At 70.3% G+C, this 22,959-nt stretch carries 17 protein-coding genes; 10 read left to right on the forward strand and 7 right to left on the reverse strand.

Annotation, left to right across the window (positions count from 1 at the left end; translation table 11 throughout):
• Positions 1–88: 88 nt before the first annotated feature.
• Positions 89–1,108: a metal ABC transporter substrate-binding protein gene (locus AB0D14_RS16860; RefSeq protein WP_362779405.1), complete on the reverse strand. Its 1,020-nt coding sequence runs from the start codon at positions 1,106–1,108 to the stop codon at positions 89–91.
• Between the two features lie 331 nt (positions 1,109–1,439).
• Between AB0D14_RS16860 and AB0D14_RS16865 the strand changes: the two genes are divergently transcribed.
• The 3 genes from AB0D14_RS16865 to AB0D14_RS16875 all read left to right on the forward strand — a co-directional run bounded on the left by AB0D14_RS16865 (position 1,440) and on the right by AB0D14_RS16875 (position 4,705).
• The gene (locus AB0D14_RS16865; protein ID WP_362779407.1) at positions 1,440–2,822 is read left to right on the forward strand and encodes a glycine--tRNA ligase; all 1,383 of its coding nucleotides are present in this window, start codon (positions 1,440–1,442) and stop codon (positions 2,820–2,822) included.
• A 268-nt stretch (positions 2,823–3,090) separates the two neighbouring features.
• Positions 3,091–4,095 (forward strand): aldo/keto reductase, encoded by a 1,005-nt coding sequence (locus tag AB0D14_RS16870; protein ID WP_362779409.1) that lies wholly within the window; start codon positions 3,091–3,093, stop codon positions 4,093–4,095.
• 25 nt (positions 4,096–4,120) lie between these two features.
• Positions 4,121–4,705, forward strand: a complete 585-nt coding sequence (locus tag AB0D14_RS16875) for a TetR family transcriptional regulator (protein ID WP_362779411.1) — start codon at positions 4,121–4,123, stop codon at positions 4,703–4,705.
• Positions 4,706–4,719: 14 nt separating this feature from the next.
• Here AB0D14_RS16875 and AB0D14_RS16880 read toward each other — a convergent pair whose 3' ends face one another.
• Entirely contained in the window at positions 4,720–4,926 is a 207-nt protein-coding gene (locus AB0D14_RS16880) for a hypothetical protein (protein ID WP_362779413.1), read from the reverse strand.
• A 144-nt stretch (positions 4,927–5,070) separates the two neighbouring features.
• Here AB0D14_RS16880 and AB0D14_RS16885 point away from each other — a divergent pair, with 144 nt between their 5' ends.
• A complete protein-coding gene (locus AB0D14_RS16885) occupies positions 5,071–6,582 on the forward strand; it encodes an RNA polymerase subunit sigma-70 (RefSeq protein WP_362779415.1) in 1,512 nt (503 codons plus the stop codon).
• Between the two features lie 110 nt (positions 6,583–6,692).
• Positions 6,693–7,460, forward strand: coding sequence for an SDR family oxidoreductase (locus tag AB0D14_RS16890; RefSeq protein WP_362779417.1), 768 nt, complete (start codon positions 6,693–6,695; stop codon positions 7,458–7,460).
• Between the two features lie 103 nt (positions 7,461–7,563).
• Here AB0D14_RS16890 and AB0D14_RS16895 read toward each other — a convergent pair whose 3' ends face one another.
• On the reverse strand, positions 7,564–8,991 hold the full coding sequence (locus AB0D14_RS16895) for an MFS transporter (protein ID WP_362779419.1): 1,428 nt from the start codon (positions 8,989–8,991) through the stop codon (positions 7,564–7,566).
• 101 nt (positions 8,992–9,092) lie between these two features.
• Between AB0D14_RS16895 and AB0D14_RS16900 the strand changes: the two genes are divergently transcribed.
• Positions 9,093–10,136 (forward strand): helix-turn-helix transcriptional regulator, encoded by a 1,044-nt coding sequence (locus AB0D14_RS16900; protein ID WP_362779421.1) that lies wholly within the window; start codon positions 9,093–9,095, stop codon positions 10,134–10,136.
• Positions 10,137–10,334: 198 nt separating this feature from the next.
• A complete protein-coding gene (locus tag AB0D14_RS16905) occupies positions 10,335–10,760 on the forward strand; it encodes an STAS domain-containing protein (protein ID WP_362779423.1) in 426 nt (141 codons plus the stop codon).
• Between the two features lie 401 nt (positions 10,761–11,161).
• Here the strand turns inward: AB0D14_RS16905 and AB0D14_RS16910 are convergent, their stop codons facing one another.
• Complete coding sequence (locus AB0D14_RS16910; protein ID WP_362779426.1) at positions 11,162–12,604, reverse strand: MFS transporter; 1,443 nt, start codon at positions 12,602–12,604, stop codon at positions 11,162–11,164.
• A 116-nt stretch (positions 12,605–12,720) separates the two neighbouring features.
• Between AB0D14_RS16910 and dusB the strand changes: the two genes are divergently transcribed.
• Entirely contained in the window at positions 12,721–13,917 is a 1,197-nt protein-coding gene (dusB, locus tag AB0D14_RS16915) for a tRNA dihydrouridine synthase DusB (protein ID WP_362779427.1), read from the forward strand.
• A gap of 140 nt (positions 13,918–14,057) precedes the next feature.
• On the opposite strand, the gene AB0D14_RS16920 is transcribed toward dusB, so the two are convergent.
• Both AB0D14_RS16920 and AB0D14_RS16925 read right to left on the reverse strand, forming a co-directional pair.
• On the reverse strand, positions 14,058–16,004 hold the full coding sequence (locus AB0D14_RS16920; protein ID WP_362779429.1) for a glycogen debranching N-terminal domain-containing protein: 1,947 nt from the start codon (positions 16,002–16,004) through the stop codon (positions 14,058–14,060).
• A complete protein-coding gene (locus tag AB0D14_RS16925) occupies positions 16,001–17,554 on the reverse strand; it encodes a trehalase family glycosidase (RefSeq protein WP_362779430.1) in 1,554 nt (517 codons plus the stop codon). Before AB0D14_RS16925 ends, AB0D14_RS16920 begins: the two co-directional genes overlap by 4 nt.
• A 277-nt stretch (positions 17,555–17,831) precedes the next feature.
• On the opposite strand from AB0D14_RS16925, the gene AB0D14_RS16930 reads away from it, so the two are divergent.
• Positions 17,832–18,989, forward strand: coding sequence for an ROK family protein (locus tag AB0D14_RS16930; protein WP_362779432.1), 1,158 nt, complete (start codon positions 17,832–17,834; stop codon positions 18,987–18,989).
• Positions 18,990–19,404: 415 nt separating this feature from the next.
• The gene (gene ppdK, locus AB0D14_RS16935; protein WP_362779434.1) at positions 19,405–22,167 is read left to right on the forward strand and encodes a pyruvate, phosphate dikinase; all 2,763 of its coding nucleotides are present in this window, start codon (positions 19,405–19,407) and stop codon (positions 22,165–22,167) included.
• A gap of 154 nt (positions 22,168–22,321) precedes the next feature.
• Here the strand turns inward: ppdK and AB0D14_RS16940 are convergent, their stop codons facing one another.
• Positions 22,322–22,750, reverse strand: coding sequence for an LAETG motif-containing sortase-dependent surface protein (locus tag AB0D14_RS16940; RefSeq protein ID WP_362779437.1), 429 nt, complete (start codon positions 22,748–22,750; stop codon positions 22,322–22,324).
• Between the last annotated feature and the right edge of the window lie 209 nt (positions 22,751–22,959).

Here is a 22,959-nt window from a genome sequence, read left to right on the forward strand (position 1 = left end):
TGCGGTCATTTCGCAGAGGCTTCGGTTACTTCGGTTACTTCGACCGCTTCAGCCGCTTCGGTCACTGTGGCGGTTTCGGCGGTTTCGGTCACTTCGCGCCAAGTGCCTTCTGCAGCGCCTTGAGGTTGGACTCCATGACCTGGATGTAGTCGTCGCCCCTGGACTTCTCCGTGATGCCCTCGATCGGGTCGAGCACATCCGTCCTCAGGTCCGCGTCCGCGGCGATGGTCTTCGCGGTCTTGTCGCTGACGAGGGTCTCGTAGAAGACCGTGGAGACGCCGTCGGCCCTGGCCATCTTCTCAAGGTCCTTGACGCGGTTGGCGCTGGGCTCGCTCTCCGGGTCCAGGCCGTTGATGGCCTCCTCGGTGAGGCCGTAGCGCTCGGCGAGATAGCCGAAGGCGGAGTGAGTGGTGATGAAGACCTTCGTCTTCGTGTCCTTGAGCCCGTCCTTGAACCCTGTGTCGAGCCCGTGCAGCTGCTTCACCAGGGTCGCGGTGTTCTTCTTGTAGGCCGCGGCGTGGTCGGGGTCGGCCTTCTCGAAGGCCTTGCCCACCCCCTCGGCGACCTCGGCGTACTTCACGGGGTCGAGCCAGATGTGCGGGTCCAGGCCGGAGCCCTCCTCGCCTTCCTCGCCCTCGTGACCGTGGTCGTCGTGCTCGGCCGCGTGGCCGCCGACCTCGTTGCCGTGCTTCTCCAGGCTGGTGAGGGTGGCCGCGTCGACCTTCGACCTGACCTCGGACTGGCCTATCGCCTCGTCGACGGAGGGCTGGAGGTTCTTCAGGTAGAGGGCCACGTCCGACTCCTGGAGCTGCGCGGTCTGCTTGGCGCTGATCTCCAGGTCGTGCGGCTCCTGGCCGGGCTCGGTCAGGGTGTTCACGCTGACGTGGTCCCCGCCTATCCGCTCGGCGAGGAACTGCAAGGGGTAGAACGACGCCACGACATCGAGCTTGCCGCTGCCGTCGGCCGCGCTGGAGTCGGACGAGCAGGCGGAGAGGGAGCCGATCGTGAGGGCGGTGGCTGCTGCCACCGCGATCCCGGCTGTGTTTATTCGGGTTGTGCTTTTTCGGGCTGCGGCGCGAGGAGCGGCGAGACGTCGTCGTACGTTCATGACAGTCATTTTCAGCTAGCTTGGAAACGATTGTCAATAAGCCGTCCTGTGATCTGGGCTTCATCCCGGTATGCGACGGGTGTGACGAAGCGCGGGGGAGCGGGGTCCGGCCTGGACCCCAACCGATTTGATCCGGAGGGCGGGGCCGCCGGTAATCTGAAGCATTCGCTCTGAAGTATTCGCTGTGAAGCAACCGCTGTGAAGCAACCGCCCGCCCGTCACCCGACCGCCACCCCCCCCATCGAGGCTCCCCCAGAGCTAATCGCCTGGGGGAATCCCCATCGCACCGAACCAGTCAATTTTCGCCCGTCGTCGTAATGAAGAGAGCACCGTGGCCGCCGACAAGATCGACACCATCGTCAGCCTGAGCAAGCGCCGTGGCTTCGTCTATCCGTGCAGTGAGATCTACGGCGGCCAGCGTGCCGCCTGGGACTACGGGCCGCTGGGTGTCGAGCTCAAGGACAACATCAAGCGCCAGTGGTGGCGCAACATGGTGACGTCGCGCGAGGACGTCGTCGGTATCGACTCGTCCGTGATCCTGGCGACCGAGGTCTGGGTGGCCTCCGGCCATGTCGCCACCTTCTCCGACCCGCTCACCGAGTGCACCTCGTGTCACAAGCGGTACCGCGCCGACCACCTGGAGGAGGCGTACGAGGCCAAGCACAACCGCGCCCCGGAGAACGGCCTCGCCGACCTCAACTGCCCCAACTGCGGCAACAAGGGCACGTTCACCGAGCCCAAGCAGTTCTCCGGGCTGCTCTCCACCCACCTCGGCCCCACGCAGGACAGCGGCTCCGTCGCGTACCTGCGCCCCGAGACCGCGCAGGGCATCTTCACCAACTTCGCCCAGGTCCAGCAGACCTCGCGCAAGAAGCCGCCGTTCGGCATCGCGCAGATGGGCAAGTCCTTCCGCAACGAGATCACGCCCGGCAACTTCATCTTCCGGACCCGCGAGTTCGAGCAGATGGAGATGGAGTTCTTCGTCAAGCCGGGCGAGGACGAGAAGTGGCAGGAGTTCTGGATGCAGGAGCGCTGGAACTGGTACACCGGCCTGGGCATGCGCGAGGAGAACATGCGCTGGTACGACCACCCGGCCGAGAAGCTCTCGCACTACTCCAAGCGCACCGCCGACATCGAGTACCGCTTCCAGTTCGGCGGCAACGAGTGGGGTGAGCTGGAGGGCGTCGCCAACCGCACGGACTACGACCTCTCCGCGCACTCCAAGGCCTCCGGCCAGGACCTCTCCTACTTCGACCAGGAGGCCGGCGAGCGCTGGACGCCGTACGTCATCGAGCCGGCGGCCGGTGTCGGCCGCGCGATGCTGGCGTTCCTCCTGGACGCCTACATCGAGGACGAGGCGCCCAACGCCAAGGGCAAGATGGAGAAGCGGACCGTGCTGCGGCTCGACCCCCGGCTCGCGCCGGTGAAGGTCGCGGTGCTTCCGCTCTCGCGCAACCCCGAGCTGTCCCCGAAGGCCAAGGGCCTCGCCACTGCGCTGCGCCAGAACTGGAACATCGACTTCGACGACGCCGGCGCGATCGGGCGCCGCTACCGGCGTCAGGACGAGATCGGTACGCCGTTCTGTGTGACCGTGGACTTCGACACGCTTGAGGACAACGCGGTGACCGTTCGCGAGCGGGACTCCATGAAGCAGGAGCGGGTTTCTCTCGACCAGATCGAGGGGTACCTGGCCAGCCGGCTCGTCGGCTGCTAGTCGCGTAGTCGCTCGTCCCTGGGTGATGAACGCCCCCGGGTGGTGAATGCCTCGGCCCCCTCACAGCTGTGAGGGGGCCGAGGCATTTGCTTGCGATGGGCCGGCGACCCGAGACCGGCAACCGTCGAATGACAGATGACAGATGGCAACTGACAGATAACAACTGACAGATATTGAAATCTGTCAGTTGTCGTGCCAGGGTGGAGGTGTGCCCAGCTCTCGGAGGGCATGCCGTCCCGCCCCACGTTCCGGATACCCAGGAGTCCAGATGCTTGACCGTTCCCTCGGAACTACCGGCCCCCAGGTCTCTGCCCTCGGCCTCGGCTGCATGGGCATGTCCGCGTTGTACGGCGACGCCGACCGGGCCGAAGGTGTCGCCACCATCCACGCCGCCCTCGAAGCGGGCGTCACGCTGCTCGACACCGGCGACTTCTACGCCATGGGCCACAACGAGATGCTGATCGGCGAGGCGCTTAGGGCCGCCCCGGCCGCGCGGCGCGAACAGGCGCTCATCAGCGTGAAGTTCGGTGCCCTGCGCGATCCGGACGGCGCCTGGGCCGGCTACGACGGGCGACCCGCCGCGGTGCGCAACTTCGCGGCGTACTCGCTGCAGCGGCTCGGCGTCGACCACATCGACGTCTACCGCATCGCGCGCGTCGACCCGGACGTCCCCATCGAGGAGACCGTCGGCGCGATCGCCGAACTCGTCGAGAAGGGGTACGTACGGCACATCGGCCTGAGTGAGGTCGGGGCCGCGACCGTGCGCAGGGCGGCCGCCACCGCTCCGATCTCGGACCTGCAGATCGAGTACTCCCTCATCTCGCGCGGCATCGAGGACGAGATCCTGCCGACCACGCGCGAACTGGGCATCGGCATCACCGCGTACGGCGTGCTGTCGCGCGGCCTGATCTCCGGGCACTTCACACAGGACCGGCAGCTCGCCGCGAACGACTTCCGGGCGTTCAGCCCCCGCTTCCAGGGCGAGAACCTCCGGCACAACCTGGACCTCGTCGAGGCACTGCGGAAGATCGCCGAACAGAAGGGCGTGTCCGTCGCGCAGATCGCGATCGCCTGGGCGCTGTCCCGTGGTGAGGACATCGTGCCGCTGGTGGGCGCCCGGACCCGTGAGCGGCTGACGGAGGCCCTCGGGGCGCTCGACGTCGTCCTCGATGCCGCCGACCTCACCGCGATCGAGGACGCCGTCCCGGCCGGGGCAGCGGCGGGCGAGCGTTACCCGTCCGCGCAGATGGCACACCTCGACAGCGAGCGCTGACGACACCGCCGGTACGGTCATCGTCATGGCGACCACCGAAATCCTGACCGCCGAGCGCATCCTTGAGGCCACCGAGGAGGTGCTGCGCCGCCACGGCCCCGTGAAGGCCACCGTGGTGGACGTGGCCCGTGCGCTCGGCGTCAGCCACGGCAGCGTCTACCGGCACTTCCGTACGAAGGCGGCGCTGCGGGAGGCGGTCACGAAGCGCTGGCTGGACCGTACGTCGGACCGTCTCTCGGACATCGTCGCGCAGGACCGCGACCCGGAGGCCCGCCTGCGCGACTGGCTCGCGGCCCTGTTCACCGCCAAGCGCCGCAAGGCGGGCGACGACCCCGAGCTTTTCGCCACGTACATGGTGCTGGTCGGGGAGAGCGGCGAGGCGGTGGGTGAGCACATCTCCATCCTGGCCGGCCAGCTGACGACGATCGTCAGGGCAGGCCTCGACTCCGGCGCCTTCGCCGCTGCCGACCCGGCCGCCACCGCCCTCGCCCTCTTCCACGCCACGGACCGCTTCCACGACCCGTGCCATGCCCGCGAGTGGGAACAGCCGGGGATCGAGGACGAGTTCGAGTCGGTCGTGGACCTGGTGCTGCGCGGGCTGCGCGCCTGACCGGCCAGGTACGGTCAGGCCCCTGCCGGGTCCACCGTCGCCTGGTGTTCCTCCGCGAGGTGTTCCTCGGCCTTCAGCCAGGGCAGGAACTGGGCGGCCTTGCGCCAGCCGCACGTATCGCATCTGATCATCCGCTGCACACCCGAGCGTTGCACTCGTACGACGTGCTCGCGGCCGTGCTGGTCCCAGCGGCTCACTTTGCTGGTGTTGCCCTGCAACATGACACCTCCTGGTGGTCGCGCTCCGCAGGCGCGTGCGCTAAGGAGTGTCCGGCAAAAACAATATCAACAGGGGATCATGTGTGGTGAGTTCTGTGCGTATTCCGCGCATTGTGGGTCTCCTGGTGAAGGTTCTAGCGTGTGGGCATGACAGGGGAATGCCAGATCTGTGGGCGTCCGATCGAGGATGCCGGCGGGCCGGGGCGGGCGGCCTCGTACTGCTCGCAGGCGTGCCGCCAGCGTGCCTACCGGGAACGGAACAGGCCGGCCGGTGTTCCCGCCGGGGAGCTGGTCTCCGACCTGGGTGACCGGCTGCGGCGGCTGCGGCTGGAACCCGCGCTCGCGTTCCACGCCGATGTCGAGGCCGTGGCGGCCCGCTTCGCCCAACTGCGTCGCCTCGCGCGCGAAGCCAGGCAGGAGCCCGCGGAGTCGACGGCCGCGACGGCAGTGACGGTCGCGGCTGCCGCGACGGCCGTGACTGGTGCGACGACTGCTTCGTCCGCGACGGCCGCCGTGGCCGAGGACGCGGGATTCGTCACACCCGCCGCCGTGACGAATCGCGCCGTGACGAACTCCGCCGTGACGAATTCCGGCGTCACGGACCCCGATGTCACACGTTCCGGTGTGCCGCGATCAGGTGTGGCGCGACCAGATGTGCCGCGATCGAGTGTGGCGCGATCACGTGAGGACGACTTCGACGCCCTCGTCGAAGGGCACCGAAGGGAGCTGCGGGCACACTGCTACCGGCTGCTCGGCTCGTACGACGAGGCCGAGGACCTCACTCAGGAGGCGTTCCTGCGCGCCTGGCGTGCCCGGGGCACCCTGGAGGACGTCGGCAACCCGCGTGCCTGGCTCTACAAGGTCGCCACCCATGTGTGCCTCGACTTCCTGCGCAAGCACAACCGGCGGCCCACCCCCTACGAGCCGGTACCCGGCATGGACTCCGGCGACGGGCCGCCGCCTCCGAGCCTGCCGTGGCTCCAACCGTTTCCGGACGACCAGCTGCCCGAGACACCCGCGCCCCGGCACGAGCCGGACGAGGAGGCGGTGGCCGGCGAGACCCTCGAACTGGTCTTCCTGACCGCCATCCAGCAACTGCCGCCGCGCCAGCGGGCCGCGGTGATCCTGCGCGATGTCGCCGGGTGGTCGGCCCGGGAGACCGCCGACCTGCTGGGTTCCAGTCAGGCTTCGGCCAACAGCGCCGTCCAGCGCGGCAGATCGGCCCTGCGGGAGGCGCTGCCGGGCCGGCGCGAGGACTGGTCGGCCCGTCCGCCCAGCGCCGACGACCTGGCACTTCTGCGGCGTTACATGGATGCGGTCGCCCGGACCGATATCGACGCCATGGTCGAGCTGGTTCGGGAGGACGCCGTGCTCACGATGCCGCCGAACCCGTTCTGGTTCACGTCGCGCGATGCGCTCTTCGCGTTCGTACGGCCGAACCTCGATCCGGCCTCGCCGATGTTCGTCGGGCACTGGCGGCACCTGCCCGTGCGGGCCAACGGCCAGTTGGCGGTGGCCGGTTATCTGCAACGGCCCGGGACCAGCGTCTTCCGGGCTCAGCTCATCGACGTACTGCGGGTCGAGGAAGGGCGGATCGCCCAGATCACCACCTTCGAACCCCATCTGTTCGAGGCGTTCGGACTGCCGACGACACTGTGAACGCCGAGCCGCGACGAGTTCCCGCGGCGGACGCGTCTTATGGAGTGACGGGCGCACATCGCGCCCCCACCACATCATCGCGCCCCCACCACATCAAGGAGTCGACAGCCATGCTGCAGAACAAGGTCGCGGTCATCTACGGCGGAGCCGGCTCCCTCGGTGCGGGAGTCGCCAAGGCGTACGTGCGGGCCGGGGCGCGGGTCTTCCTCGTCGGCCGGACGGAGAAGACACTGCGCGAGGTCGCCGCCGAGACCGGTGCCGAGTACGACGTGCTCGACGCCGGGGACGAGGAGGCCGTCGAGGCGCACGCCGCCTCGGTGGTCGAGCGGGCGGGGCGGATCGACATCTCCCTCAACCTGGTGCCGCGCGGGGACTTCCAGGGCGTCCCCCTGACCGAGATGTCGGTGGAGGACTACACCCGGCCGGTCGCGCAGGGCATCACCTGCCAGTTCATCACCGCCCGGGCCGCCGCGCGCCGGATGACCGCACAGGGGTCGGGCGTGATCCTCTCCCTCAACAGCGGTTCCCACAACGGCAGTCCGATGCTGGGCGGCACCGGCGCGGCCGACGGCGCGCTCGACGCGCTGATCCGCCAGCTCGCACAGGAGGCCGGTCCGGCCGGTGTCCGTGCCTGCGGTATCTGGACGGCCGGCGTGATCGACACCCTCACTCCCGAGAAGCTCACCGCCGCCGGAGCCCCGGCACCGGACGAGGCCGCCGTGCAGGGCATCCGCGCACACCTCGACAGCCTGCGGATGACGAAGCGTTCGCCCCGCATCGCGGACATCGCCGCCCTGGCGACGTTCCTCGCCTCCGACGCGGCGGCCGGCGTCACCGGCACCTGGGTCAACGCGACCGCCGGAATGTTCCCCAGCTGACCACGAGCCGACCAGCCGACCAGCGGATCGGCCGACCGGCTGATCAGTTGCCTGACTGATCAGTTGACCGGCGGTTCGAGTCGGCGGCGCGGGGGCCGGCGGGTCAGGCGATCTTGCGCGGCAGTCGCAGGCTCAGCCCGGTCGTCAGCACGATACCGGCGAGCTGGACGAGCAGGGTCGTGGCCAGGGCGTCGCCCATGCCCTGGCCCGGGACGAGGGTGAGGAACAGGGTGCCGAGGGTGGCGACGCCCAGGGCCAGGGCGGACTGCTGGACGGTGATCATGACGCCGCTGCCCACACCGGCGCGGTCCGCGGGGACCTCGGAGAGGATGACGCGGAACAGGACGGGAAGCTGGAGGGCCTGCCCCGCGCCCGCGATGATCACGCCCGGCCAGAGTTCGAGACCGCCGACATGGGGCCAGGAGCCCCACACCGTGAGCGCGAGGACGCCCACGCCGACCGCCTGGACCAGGCCGCCCGCGGTCACCACGCGCGTACCCCAGCGGGCCACCAGCCGCGGGCCGAGAAGCGACATCACGAAGAAGGACACCGCCATCGGAGCGAGCGTGAGACCCGCGCGGACCGGGCTCAGCCCCACTCCCTGCTGGAGTGCCACCGCGACGACGAACATGAAGCCGCTGAAGCCGATGGAGAAGGGGACGATCATGATGAGGCCGCGGCGCAGGGGCAGGTCGGCGAAGAGACTCGGCGGGACCAGCGGGGTGCGGCCCCGGCGTTCCGCCCGGCGTTCGACCAGGTAGAAGGCCGTCGTGGCGACGGGGAACAGGGCGAGGGACAGCCAGGTCCACAGGGGCCAGCCCGCCGCTCGGCCCTCGGTCAGCGGGGCGAGCAGGGACACGAGGGCCACGGCCAGCAGCACGGTGCCGGGTACGTCCACGGGCTGGGGGCGCTGTGAGCGCGTCTCGGGGACGGCCCTGGCGGCCAGGAAGAGGCCCAGCAGTACGACGGGTACGTTCACCAGGAAGACCGCGCGCCAGCCGGTGCCGGCGATGTCCGCCGCGACGAGCACGCCGCCGAGTATCTGCCCGGCCACCATGGAGAGGCCGGCCGTGGCGCCGTACAGGCCCATCGCCTTGGCGCGGCGCGGGCCCTGGGTCGTCGACTGGATGGTGGCGAGGACCTGCGGGAGCATCGCCGCGGACGCCGCGCCCTGGGCGACGCGCGCCGCGACGAGCGTCCAGGCCGTCGGCGCGAGGCCGCACGCCAGGGAGGTCAGCCCGAAGGCCACCATCCCGCCGAGGAAGAGGCGGCGCCGGCCGAACATGTCGCCGAGCCGTCCGCCGAGGACGAGGAGTACGGCGTACGCGACGCCGTATCCGGCGACGACGAGTTCCAGTACGGCGTCGCCCGCGGCCAGGTCGTGGCCGATCGTGGGCAGAGCGACGTTCACGATGAAGAAGTCGATGAGGGGCAGGGCCGCGCCGAGCAGCACGGTGAACAGCCCGAGGGTGCCGAGCACGGGTGGGCCGGTCGCGGAGCGGGCGGTACTGGGAGCGAGGGTTTCGGTCACGGAGTCGATCGTGCTCCTGCCTCTAAGCTGGTACCAGAGTCTCTTTATCCTGGTAGAAGGAGTACCTGGCAACAGGGTCCGCGGGGCGGCAGGCTGGAGGAATGACGACCATGGCGGAGAAGACGACGGTGGGGGCGGGCGGGGCCGTCGGGACAGGGTCCGCGGTGGCGGTGGCGGCGGCGGTACGGGAACCGTTGGCCGCCGGTGTGCCCCTGCGCGGGCCGGACGGCGCGCCCTTGCCGGAGCGGCCCGGCGGGTCGGAGGGCCGGCCCTCGGGAGAGCCGGACGGCCGGCCCTCCGGTGAGTCGGAGATCCGGCGGCACGAGCTTGCCGCCTTCCTGCGGCACCGCCGGGAGCACATCACGCCCGAGCAGGTGGGTCTGCCCCGGGGCAGCCGCCGGCGCACACCCGGTCTGCGCCGGGAGGAGGTCGCGCAGCTCTCCGCGGTCGGCGTCACCTGGTATACGTGGTTGGAGCAGGCCCGGGACATCCAGGTCTCCGTGCAGGTCCTCGACGCGCTCGCCCGCACCCTGATGCTGGACTCGAACGAGCGGGCCCACCTCTTCCAGCTGGCCGGCGCCGTCGATCCCACTCCGGCCTCGCGCTGCCCGACGATCACTCCGGCGCTGCTGCAGATGCTGGAGCAGCTGGAGCCCCTGCCGGCCTGCATCCAGAACAGCCGGTACGACGTTCTCGCGTACAACCGCACGTACGGCAGGTTGCTGTGCGACCTCGACGAGGTGCCGCCGGAGGACCGCAGCTGCATGGTCCTCGTCACCACGAACGAGCAGTGGCGCTCCTCGATCGTGCTGCTCGACGAGACGGTGCGGCTGATGGCCGCGAAGTTCCGGGCCTCGATGGCGGGGCATCTCGCCGACCCCGCCTGGAAGATGCTGCTCAAGCGGCTGTGCGCGGAGTCCGGGGAGTTCCGTGAGGTGTGGGAGCGGCACGAGGTGGTCGGCCCGCGCAGCAAGACCAAGTTCTTCGACAACCGGTACGTGGGCCGGCTGACGCTGGTCCACACCGATCTGTGGCTCGGCCCGGCGGCGGGGCCGCGTCTGGTCACGTACACACCGGCGGACGAGGAGTCGCGCGAACGCCTGGAAAGGCTGCACGCGATGGCTGTTGAGCCGCGCAGTTCCTAGGGCCTGTTCGGCCAGCCCTAGAACCCCATCTGTCAATGCTGCGCCATGATCTTCACTCGTACGGAGGGCTGATCGGGTGCGTAATGGTTTCTGCAACCCCTGCGTTTCCTACGGTGGTCAGGCGTTGCCCCAGTCCTTGGCGACAGTCCGACGACCACGAACCCCCGTCCCAGCGGGGGTCTCACGTCAGGAATCACCATGGGCATCCGGTATACGAACGCAGGGCAGCGCCAGAATCAAGGGCAGCGCCAGAATCAGCCGAAGCCGGGGAAGGTGCCGGCCACGTGCCGGCCCGCGCGCAGTTACCTGATCCGCGGCAGCACCGTGGTCGAGATCAAGGGCATCATCGACCTGAGCACCGTCGTCGAGATCCAGGCCCGGCTGGACGCCGCCACCGCCCCGCGCGGCGCTCAGGTGATCGTGGACCTGCGGCCTGTGGAGTTCCTCGACTGTTCCGCCCTCGGCCTGCTCTGCCGGACACGGCGCAGGGCTCTGGAAAGCGGCGGCCACCTGGCACTGGTCTGTGTCCGGCCCTGGCATCTGCGGATCCTCAAAGCCGCCGGTCTCAACGAGCTCTTCAACCCCCTGCCCACGGTTCGGGACGCCCTGAACCGTGAACGCTGAACCCGCCAACGGCCCGGCTCCCGGGGCAGCGTGTCCGTTGACCGGCTTCAGCTGACCGGCTTCAGCTTCCGATCACCGCGGTTTCCTTCTACTCTCCAACCAGGTGGTGTGGGGCGCTCTGGCCCGCACCGCAGGCTCCCAGCCCCCGAGCCGTGACCGACTTCGAGGCCGGCTGGAGCCGCATCGCCGACAACGCGGCTCCAGCCTCCGCCCTCACGGCGTGCCCAGCGAGGCGACTCCCGCCGTCTCGCACCGCCAGGAGGGCACTTCGCGCGAGGAACCGATCGAGGGGGAGCCCGATCCCTCGCGCCCCGGCCGCCGTTGCCCGCGCGGCGGCGGCCGGCCACTATCAGCGTGCCACCGTTGGCGCGGTCTGTCCGCTGCCGAGCCGGCGCAATATTTCAGGTCACCCCGGCCGACTCCTTGACCTCCGGTGACTCCAGGCGCCGGGCCGTCCGCTCAGCAGAGCGCACAGCCCAGCGGCCGCTCGTCAGCGCGCCCATGACGAGGACCATGAAGCCGCACGCGGTGATGATCCACCAGGCCGGCCGGGCCGCCGACACGAAGGCGTCCTCGTAGGAGGAGGAGCCGACGCCCGAGGCGAGGACCGCGCCGATCACCGCGACGCCCAGCGTCTGGCCGATCTGGCGGCTGGTGGAGGCCACGGCGGCGGCCACACCGGCCTGCGCGCGGGGCATGCCGGAGACGGCGGTGTTGGTGATGGGCGCGTTCACGAAACCGAAGCCGAGCCCGAAGAGGACGTACCCGATGACGAGGGTCACGTTCGCGGTCTCGGCCTCGAACGCGGCGAAGAGCACCCCGCTCAGGGTCATCGCCGTGCCGGCGACGAGCAGCGACAGCCGGGGACCCCGACTGCCGACCAGCCGCCCGGACAGCGGCGCGCAGACGAAGGTCATGGCCGCCATGGGGAGCATCCACAGGCCCGCGTCGAGGGCGCTCAGACCGCGCACGTTCTGGAGGTAGAGCGTCGACAGGAAGAGGAATCCGCCGAGCCCCGCGAACGCGCTGACCGCCACCACCGTGGCCCCGCTGAACGGGGCCGACCGGAAGAAGCGCAGGTCGATGAGGGGTTCGTCGCGGCGCGGCTCGTACCAGAGGAGGGCGGCGAGCGCGGCGAGCGCGATACCGCCGAAGACGAGGATCTTCTCCGTGCCGGATTCGGGCGCCTCGATGATCGCGTACGTCAGCGAGCCGAGCAGCGCGATCACCAGGAGCTGGCCGACCGGGTCGGGGCGGCGGGCCTTCGGGGCGCGGGACTCCGGCACGTACCGGAGGGTGAGCAGGAGCGCGGCCAGGCCCACCGGCAGGTTGACCCAGAAGATCGAGCGCCAGCCGACCGAGTCCACCAGGAGGCCGCCGATCAGCGGGCCGGCGGCCATGGATATGCCGACCACGGCTCCCCAGACACCGATCGCGCGGGCGCGCTCGCGCGGGTCCGTGAAGGTGTTGGTGATGATCGACATGGCGACCGGGTTGAGCATCGAGCCGCCGACCGCCTGGATCATGCGGAAGGCGACGAGCGATTCGAGATTGGGCGCGAGCGAGCAGAGGACCGAGCCGACGGTGAAGACGACAAGACCCGCGATGAAGACCTTCCGGCGGCCGACGCGGTCGGCGGTCGAGCCCGCGAGCATCAGCAGCGCGGCGAGCACCAGCGTGTACGCGTCGATCGTCCACTGCATGCCCGCGAGGCTCGCGTGCAGGTCCTTCTGCATGGAGGGGAGCGCGACGTTGAGGACGGTGTTGTCGAGGCTCACGATCAGCAGACTCATACAGCAGATCGCGAGCACCAGCCGACGCCGGCGGTGGCTGAGCTCGGGCATGCCCACCAGCGTACGCCCGTGTCGGTAGTGTGCCTAACTAATGACTGCGGTGATCGGCGGGGCGATGGTTTCCGATGGCTTCCGGGGCACCGGTCGGCGTACGCGACAATGGGGGAATGCCCACGCTCACGTCCGCGCCTACGCCAACGTCAACGCCAACGTCAACGCCCGCATCCTCGGTGAACACGGCCCTGCGGGTCGGCCCGCACACCGTCCGGCCGCCCGTCGTGCTCGCCCCCATGGCGGGCATCACGAACGCGCCGTTCCGCACGCTGTGCAGGGAGTTCAGCGGGGGCAAAGGGCTGTTCGTCAGCGAGATGATCACCACGCGGGCGCTGGTCGAGCGCAACGAGAAGACGATGCAGCTGATCCGCTTCGACGCGTCGGAGACCCCGCGTTCGATCCAGCTGTACGGCGTCGACCCCGCGACCGTCGGCAAGGCCGTCCGGATGATCGCGGAGGAGGGCCTCGCCGACCACATCGACCTGAACTTCGGCTGCCCGGTCCCGAAGGTGACCCGCAAGGGCGGCGGCTCGGCTCTCCCGTACAAGCGGCACCTGCTGCGGGCGATCCTGCGCGAGGCGGTGTCCGGGGCGGGTGACCTCCCGGTCACCATGAAGATGCGCAAGGGCATCGACGACGACCACATCACCTTCCTCGACGCGGGCCGGATCGCGGTCGAGGAGGGCGTGACGGCGATCGCGCTGCACGGCCGCACGGCCGCACAGCACTACGGCGGTACGGCCGACTGGGATGCCATCGCCCGGCTGAAGGAGCACGTCCCGGAGATCCCCGTCCTCGGCAACGGCGACATCTGGTCCGCCGACGACGCGCTGCGGATGATGCGGGAGACCGGCTGCGACGGGGTGGTGGTCGGGCGGGGCTGCCTCGGGCGGCCGTGGCTGTTCGGTGACCTGGTGGCCGCGTTCGAGGGGCGTTCCGGTGACTACGCACAGCCGACCCTTCGGGAAGTGGCGGCCGTGATGGTGCGGCACGCGACCCTGCTCGGGGAGTGGATCGGGGACGAGGCACGCGGAGTCATCGACTTCCGCAAGCACGTGGCCTGGTATCTGAAGGGTTTCGCCGTCGGCTCGGAGATGCGCAGGCGGCTCGCGGTCACGTCGTCGCTGGCGGCGCTCTCCGAGGGGCTGGACGAGCTGGACCTCGACCAGCCCTGGCCGCTCGGCGCCGACGGGCCGCGCGGACGCACGTCCGGCAACAACAGGGTGGTCCTGCCGGACGGCTGGCTGAAGGACCCGTACGACTGCGCCGGGGTCGGCGAGGACGCGGAGCTGGACACGTCCGGGGGCTGAGCGGCTGCCTTCGGGTGCGGGCCGGTGGGGGTCGGCCGCGCAGTTCCCCGCGCCCCTGAACAGCAGGGGCTGCGCCCCGCTTCCAGGGGCGCGGGGAACTGCGCGCTCAGCCCAAGGCGGCCCGCACCCGGCGCCGAAGCTCACGCACCACCCACCGCCGTGAGCAGCGCCAGCGGGGCCGCCGCCGAGCGGGATTCGCGCACGCACGCGTGCGGGTACGGCACCGGCTCACCGTGGGTGTCGCGGCCGTAGCCCGCGAGCACCTCCGGAAGGCGGTGGCCGGTGGCGGTGGCGGCGTCCACCAGGGCGTGGGCGACCGTACGGGCCTCGTCGTGGAGTCCGTAGCGCGCCAGCCCCAACGTGATCAGCGCGTTGTCGTGGGGCCACACCGAACCCCGGTGGTAGGAGAGGGGATGGTACGCGGGCTGGCCCGAGGCGAGCGTCCGTACGCCCCACCCGGAGAAGAAGTCCGGCTCCAGCAACCGCCGCCCCACCAGTTCCCCGTACTCCTTGTCCAGCAGGCCCGACCACAGCAGGTGCCCCGCGTCGGACGCGAGCGCGTCGACATGGTTGCCCTCGCCGTCGAGCGCGAGTGCGGGGAAGGCGTGGTCCGCCATCCAGAAGTCCCGCTGGAACCGGTCCCGGAGATCCCCGGCGGCCTGCTCCAGCAACGCCGCGTACACCTCGTCGTCCCACACCGTGCGGGCCAGATGTGCGGTACGGCGCAACGCGTCGTACGCGTAACCCTGCGCGCCCGCCGCCATCACGGGTCCGGTCGGCCGGCTGCCGTCGCCGGAGCAGATGGCGCCGGGGGAGTCCTTCCAGTTCTGGTTGGCGAGACCGCCCTCGTCCGCGCGGTAGACGAGATAGCCGCGCGAGGTCAGCCCGCCGTGGTCCAGCATCCAGCCGACCGCCGCGCGGGCATGGGGCTCAAGGCGGCGGGCGAGCGCCGTGTCACCGGTCTGCTCTACGTAGGCGCCGAGGAGGACCAGGAAGAGCGGGGTCGCGTCGACCGAGCCGTAGTAGCGGCCGTACGGCACCTGGCCGAAGTGGGCCAGCTCCCCGTGCCGCATCTCGTGCACGATCTTGCCCGGCTGGGCCACCGCGCCCGCGCCGACCTCGGTCGCCTGGGCCGCGGCGAGCGCGGGCAGGGTGGCGGCGGCCAGCTGCGGACGGTAGGGGAGTGCGAAGAGGGAGGTCAGGAGGGCGTCGCGGCCCAGGAGGGTGAGGAACCACGGCACGCCCGCCGCCGGGACGCGAAGTTCCTCGCCGTCGGGACCCGTCGCGGGCACCTGGAGCACGGCCAGGTCGGAGAGGCCCCGCGCGCACGCCGCGGCCAGCTCGGGCCAGCCCGTCGGGAAAGGCACGCCCTGCGCGAACTCCCCCTCCAGCGCGAGGAGCCGGTCGTTCGCGGCGGCCGGGGTGCGGGGCACCTCCGGGTGCGGCATACCGTGCGGGCGCGCCGCCACCCGCAGAGTCAGCCCGGCCGAACCGTGCGGTGCGAGGTCGAGGGTCCACACGAGGCGCCGCGCGCCTGTGCCGGTCTCTTCGACGCCGTCGGGCGCGGGCTCCGAGGTGACGGTCGTAAAGGACCGCCACTCCCCACGCCGATAGCTGAACTCCACGCCGTCGTCCAGGACTTTGCGGGAGCGGACCGCGCCGGTCTTCGCGTACGTCCGGTGGTCGGAGCGCAGTTCGAACTGGTCCGTGAAGTCGGCGTCCGCGGTGACCGCGATCCGGACCGTTGTCGGCACCGGGCAGTTGCTGGTGATCCGCAGCGCCTCGACGAACGAGCTGTCCGCGACGGCCTGTTCGCGGAAGATCGTGTGGGCGGGCGGTTCCTGCCGGCCGCCGCGCGGCACGAGCACACAGCGGGCGCTGTCGCCGCCCGAGACCGGCGACAGTGCCTCGGGTACCGCCCCGTCGACGGTCAGCTGCCAGCGGCTCAGATGCCGGGCGTCGCGCACGAACAGCCCGTCGGGAGCGGACTGAGAACTGCTGCCACCGCGTACTCCGCTGATGTCCCCGCCGTCGCCCACCGCGGCGAACGTCCCGCCGTGCACGAGCAGATGCTGCCGGTCCGTCATCGCAGGTTCCCTCCCCTGGCGCCCCGGGCGTCCTGGACACCGTTGGCACCCTCGCCGAACTCGTCCGCCGTGCTGTGCGTCGTGCTGTGCCCCGCCTCGGCCTCGGGCGTCTCAGGCGTTTCGGGCGCCTCGTGCAGCAGGTCCAGCGTCAGTGCCGCGGTCCAGCTGAAGCCGAGCGCCCCGCAGGCCTCGCCGGTGTACGGGTCCACGTACTCGGCGAACCCGGACGTGTCCGCCGTCTCCAGCAGGGCGCCGCGCAGCTTGCTCGCGCGGGCGTGCTCCCCGTGGAGCCTGAGCCCGCGCTCCACCAGCCAGTTGGTGTTGAACCAGGCCGGGCCGCGCCAGTACCGGTGCGGGTCGAAGGCGTGCCCGGTCAGGTCGTAACTCGGTACGAGCCGCGTCGCGGCGCCGAGCCCGAAGTGCGGCCCGTGCAGCGTCCGTACGAGCGTCGCGGCGGTCTCGCGGGGGAGCGTCGGCAGGATCAGCGGGATGAGCCCGGACACCCCACGCTCGGGGATCCGCTCGTCCGTGCGCACGTCCCGGCAGAAGAACATGCCCTCCGCCGGATCCCACAGCCGGTCGACCAGCGCTTCCGTCAGCCGCTCCGCGTGCGCGTGGCGGGCCGTGCCCGTCGCCCCCAGTTCCCGGGCGATGCGGGCCAGCGCGTGCTCGGAGGCGATCAGCAGAGCGTTGAACGCCGGGTCCTCCACCGCGAAGTCGGCGGTACCGTCCGCGTACCCGCCGTCCCGGTAGTCCGCCGCCAGGCGTACGTACCGGCCGTAGTCCAGATCCGTCGGCCGGTCCTCGGCGGCGCCGTGGTCCAGGTCCGCGCGGCGGTAGGAACGGGCCGGGGCCGGTGTGACACGGGAGAGCGGCGCGTCCCAGCTCGGGGCGTTGTCCATGCCCTGTTCCCAGGGGTGGACCACCGAGGCGAGACCCCCGCCGCCCAGGTCCCGGCGGTGCAGCAGATAGCGGTGCCAGGCCGCGAGGCGCGGGTACACGCGGGACAGGAAGGACCTTGCCCGGGACAGACCGGGGTCCGCGGTGTGCACCAGCCACGCGGCGAGCGCGTGCACCGGTGGCTGCACGATGCCCGACGTCTGTACGGTGCGCGGGGCGCCCGCTGCGTGCCCCGCGGTCGAGGAGCGCCAGAAGTCCGGGCTCGGGAAGTACGCGTCGAGGGGGACGGAGGGGTTGAAAACGATGTGCGGGATCCGGCCGTCGTCCCACTGCGCGTCGAGCAGCGTCTCCAGCTCCGTCTGGGCCCGCAGCGGCGACAGATGGCGCAGCCCGATCGCGATGAACGCCGAGTCCCAGGACCACTGGTGCGGATACAGGCTGCGCGAGGGCACCGTGGACGTGCCCGTCCAGTTGCTGTGCAGCACCTCGGCCGCCCTGAGGTGCAGCGGCTCCGCCCGGCGGACCGGATCGTATACGGCCGCCTGGGCCCGGCCGGTCTCACCGTGGCCGGTGAAGGGCGGTGAGGCCGAGGTGCGTACGGGATCGAAGTGCACAGTGCGGCGGGCGGTGAGCTGGGTTGTGCGGTCCACTCAGGTCTCCCCGAAGACATGCGGCCGACCAGTTCGGCAGTAGCTACCGTAGGGTTACGTCTATTTAACACGCAAAACTCAATATGTAATGCAGAGTTGGTGAGCGCAAGGGGTTCGTATGACCGGAACCACAGGGAGGAGCGGAATGGCGACCAGGGCCGGAGGGGCTGCAGGATCCGGTGGAGCCAATGGGTCAGCAGGGGCCGGTGGGGCCGGAGGGGCTGGAAGGACCGGGAAGATAGGGAGCCAGGCGAGCTCCGGCGATCTGCTGGAGCTGGTGCGCAGCGGGCGCGCCACCACCCGTGGGGCGTTGCAGCAGGTCACAGGGTTGTCCCGGGCCACGGTCGGGCAGCGCCTCGACCGGCTCTTCCGGGCCGGCTGGCTGCGTGAGGGCGCCGCGGGCCCGGTGGACTCGCCGCTCGGCGGACGTCCCTCGGTCCGCCTGGAGTTCGACGACTCCCACGCCGTCGTCCTCGCCGCCGACCTCGACACCCGGCACGCGCGCGCCGCCGTGTTGTCCCTGACCGGTGAGCTGCTGGCCGAGCACGCGGGGCCGCTGCTCGTCGAGGACGGACCGGACGTGGTGCTCGGCGAGCTGGGCCGCTGGTTCGCCGAACTGCTGGAGAAGGCCGGGCACCGCGCGCACGAGGTGTGCGGCATCGGCCTCGCCGTACCGGGGCCCGTGGACAGCGACACCGGCCGGGTCGTCCAGCCGCCGATCATGCCCGGCTGGGACGGCTACGACATAAGAGGCCGCCTCACCCGCGCCTTCACCGAGCACACGGGCGCCGGGGCCGTCCCGGTCCTGGTCGACAACGACGCCAACCTGATGGCGTACGGGGAGCAGCGCACCGCCCACCCCGACTGCTCGGCCTTCGTCCTGGTGAAGGTCTCCACCGGAATCGGCGCGGGAGTGGTCGTCGGCGGCACGATCTACCGGGGTATCGACGGAGGGGCCGGCGACCTCGGGCACATCCGCGTTCCGGAGGGTGCCGACGCGCTGTGCAGGTGCGGGTCGTACGGCTGTCTCGCCGCCGTCGCCAGCGGGGGAGCCGTGGCGCGCAGGCTGGCGGAGACGGGAGTTCCGGCCGCGTCGGGCTCGGACGTGCGCGACCTGCTCGTCTCGGGGCACCCCGGCGCGGCCGCGTTCGCGCGGGAGGCGGGGCGGCACGTCGGTGACGTCCTGGCGACCGTGGTGACCCTGCTCAACCCCGGCGTCCTGATGATCGCCGGGGATCTGGCCGGAACGGCCTTCCTCACCGGCGTGCGCGAACTGCTCTACCAGCGGGCCCTGCCCCGCTCCACCGCTCACCTGGACGTGGTCACCTCCCGGCTGGGCGAACGAGCGGGCCTGGTCGGGGCGGGTGCGCTGGTCGTGGAGCACCTGTACGCGCCCGAGCGGGTCGAGGAGCGGCTGCTCGCCATGGGCGGGTGAGGTGATGTGACGGCGGTGTTTCCGGGCGGGGAACGGGTCCGCATGGTGAAATCCGAGCGCCGTCAGCGGCGTGATTCTCGCCACGCTTGATCGAGGTTTCGCTCAGATGAGCAGTTTGCGGATGGCTGCACTTCTCAAAGGGTGGCACTCAGTGCCACCTTCTGATCATTTACGACGTGAACTCATACGTGCCGAGAGCTGCTCGTTTGAGCGACATTCGGAGTCTACGTGCGTTGACTCCTTCAAGAAGTGAACGCTGCGCACCTCTGCGCCTTACTATCCCTTGACTTTCGATCTGCTGGCGGACGGGTGGTTACGGCCGTATGACGCGCAAGTGGACGTACCCAGGTGCCTTCGATCTGGGTATGTTCCCCGTCGTCAGGGCAGCCACCGCGTCCTCGAGGAGTCGAGACCCGTGTCGGAAAACAAAGATCCCCACGTAGCTGAGAGCGGCGACAGCGGCGTCGAAAGCGTGAAGTTCGTTTATGACTTCACGGAGGGCAACCGGGACCTCAAGGATCTCCTCGGCGGCAAGGGTGCCAACCTCGCCGAGATGACCAACCTGGGCCTTCCCGTCCCGCCGGGCTTCACCATCACCACCGAGGCCTGCAAGACGTACCTCGACAGCGGCGACGAGCCCGCGGCACTGCGTGACGAGGCGAGTGCGCACCTCGACGCCCTCGAAGGGAAGATGGGCAAGAAGCTCGGCCAGGCCGACGACCCCCTCCTCGTCTCGGTCCGCTCCGGCGCGAAGTTCTCCATGCCCGGCATGATGGACACCGTCCTGAACATCGGTCTCTCCGACAAGTCCGTGCAGGGCCTGGCCAAGCAGGCCGGGGACGACCGCTTCGCGTGGGACTCGTACCGCCGTCTCATCCAGATGTTCGGCAAGACGGTCCTCGGCGTCGAGGGCGAGCTCTTCGAGGACGCGCTGGAGGCGGCCAAGCACACCAAGAAGGTCGCGGTCGACACCGACCTCGAAGCGGCGGACCTGAAGAAGCTCGTCACCAAGTTCAAGAAGATCGTCAAGACCGAGGCCGGCCGGGACTTCCCGCAGGACCCGCGCGAGCAGATGGACCTCGCCATCCACGCGGTCTTCGACTCCTGGAACACCGACCGGGCCAAGCTCTACCGCCGCCAGGAGCGCATCCCGCACGACCTGGGCACGGCCGTCAACGTCTGTTCCATGGTCTTCGGCAACCTGGGCCCCGACTCGGGCACGGGCGTCGCCTTCACCCGGGACCCGGCCTCGGGGCACGAGGGCGTGTACGGCGACTACCTGCAGAACGCGCAGGGCGAGGACGTCGTCGCGGGCATCCGCAACACCGTCGCGCTCGCCGATCTGGAGCAGATCGACAAGAAGTCGTACGACCAGCTGATGCAGATCATGAAGACCCTGGAGAACCACTACAGGGACCTCTGCGACATCGAGTTCACGATCGAGCGCGGGCAGCTGTGGATGCTCCAGACCCGCGTCGGCAAGCGGACGGCCGGCGCGGCCTTCCGTATCGCCACCCAACTGGTCGACCAGGGTCTGATCGACGAGGCCGAGGCGCTGCAGCGCGTCAACGGCGCCCAGCTCGCGCAGCTGATGTTCCCGCGGTTCGACGCCTCGGCAGCCGAAGGCGGGAAGATGTCGCAGATCGGCCGGGGCATCGCCGCCTCGCCGGGTGCGGCGGTCGGCAAGGCGGTCTTCGACTCGTACACGGCCGTGAAGTGGTCCCGTTCCGGCGAGAAGGTCATCCTGGTCCGCCGTGAGACGAACCCCGACGACCTCGACGGCATGATCGCCGCCGAGGGCATCCTCACCTCGCGCGGCGGCAAGACCTCCCACGCGGCCGTTGTCGCACGCGGCATGGGCAAGACCTGTGTGTGCGGCGCGGAGGAACTGGAGGTCGACACCAAGCGGCGCCGGATGACCGTGACCGGCGGGCACGTCGTCGAGGAGGGCGACGTGATCTCCATCGACGGTTCGTCGGGCAAGGTCTACCTGGGCGAGGTCCCGGTCGTCCCGTCCCCCGTCGTGGAGTACTTCGAGGGCCGGATGCACGCGGGCGCCGACGACGCCGACGAACTGGTCGAGGCGGTCCACCGGATCATGGCCTTCGCCGACCGCAAGCGCCGTCTGCGCGTCCGCGCCAACGCGGACAACGCAGAGGACGCGCTGCGCGCCCGCCGCTTCGGCGCCCAGGGCATCGGCCTGTGCCGTACGGAGCACATGTTCCTCGGTGACCGGCGGGAACTGGTGGAGCGGCTGATCCTCGCGGACACGGACGCCGAGCGCGAGGAGTCGCTGAAGGAGCTTCTCCCGCTCCAGAAGCAGGACTTCGTGCAGCTCTTCGAGGCGATGGACGGCCTGCCGGTCACCGTCCGTCTCCTGGACCCGCCGCTGCACGAGTTCCTGCCGGACATCACGGAGCTGTCGGTCCGGGTGGCCCTCGCGGAGGCACGCGAGGACCCGCACGAGAACGAACTGCGGCTGCTCCAGGCCGTCCACCGGCTGCACGAGCAGAACCCGATGCTCGGCCTGCGCGGCGTACGCCTCGGCCTGGTCATCCCGGGCCTGTTCACCATGCAGGTACGGGCGATCGCCGAGGCCGCGGCCGAGCGCAAGAACGCCAAGGGCGACCCGCGCGCCGAGATCATGATCCCGCTCGTGGGCACGGTCCAGGAGCTGGAGATCGTCCGCGACGAGGCCGAACAGGTCATCGCCGAGGTGCGGGAGCAGACCGGTGTGGACCTGAAGCTGGCGCTCGGCACGATGATCGAGCTGCCGCGCGCCGCGCTGACCGCCGGGCAGCTCGCGGAGGCGGCCGAGTTCTTCTCCTTCGGCACGAACGACCTGACCCAGACGGTGTGGGGCTTCAGCCGGGACGACGTGGAGGCCAGCTTCTTCACGGCCTACCTGGAGAAGGGCATCTTCGGGGTCTCCCCGTTCGAGACGATCGACCGGGACGGCGTCGGCAAGCTCGTACGCGACGCCGTGCAGGCCGGCCGGGAGACGCGGCCCGATCTGAAACTCGGCGTCTGCGGCGAGCACGGCGGCGACCCGGAGTCGGTCCACTTCTTCCACGAGGTGGGACTCGACTACGTCTCCTGCTCCCCGTTCCGCATCCCGGTGGCACGGCTGGAAGCAGGCCGCGCGGCCTCCTCCTCCCAGGGCAGCGACCACCGATAGGCCCAGGCCCAGGCCCAGGCGCTGCAGGGCCCGGGGACTCCGGGACCGCGGTCCGCCATCCCACCCTCACCGACGGACCGCGGCCCCGGCGCACGAAAGAAGAAGGGGCGGCACCTTGTGCGGAGGTGCCGCCCCTTCGGTGTTGGCCGGTGCGTCAGCGGTTGTCGCGGCGCCTGCGCGCCATGAGCAGCACGCCGCCCCCGGCCAGCAGGACGGCCGCGCCGCCGCCCGCGATGTACGGGGTGACACTGCTGCCTCCGGTTTCGGCCAGGTCCGGGTTCTGCCGGCCGGCGTTCTCCTGCCCGGTGCCGGAGGAACCGTCCTTGCCCTGCTCGTCCGTGCCCTGGTCGTCCACGGGGACGAAGTCCGCGGGCGGCTTGTCGCAGCCGACGCCGTCCTTGTCGCGGTCCAGGTGCTCCCCGTAGTGCTCGTCGCCCTTGGCGATGTTGGCGTACCCGTTCTCGTACGCCTCGGTGCAGTTCTGGAACGGGTGGAGGCCGTCATGGGCCTCGGCGGTGGTCGGCAGGACGGCCAGTGCCAGCGCGGCGAAGGCCACGGCGACGGGCTTGCGGATCTGGTGCACGAAGAGCCTCTCGAATTGTTCAGATTCAACCGATATCCGTGCGCGTGATCACGAAGAGGTGATCCGTCGGATTTGAGGTGACGAAAGTACGAGAGGGGCTGCGGATGCTGCAGCGGAACACCGGACCTGTGATGTGAACGTGACGTGACTGGTCGGTAGCTCTCCGTACATGGCGCCGTCGTCTGTAAACCGCAGTGCAAACCCGCAAG

It is taken from the genome of Streptomyces sp. NPDC048484 (genome assembly GCF_040651415.1).
Lineage (GTDB): Bacteria > Actinomycetota > Actinomycetes > Streptomycetales > Streptomycetaceae > Streptomyces.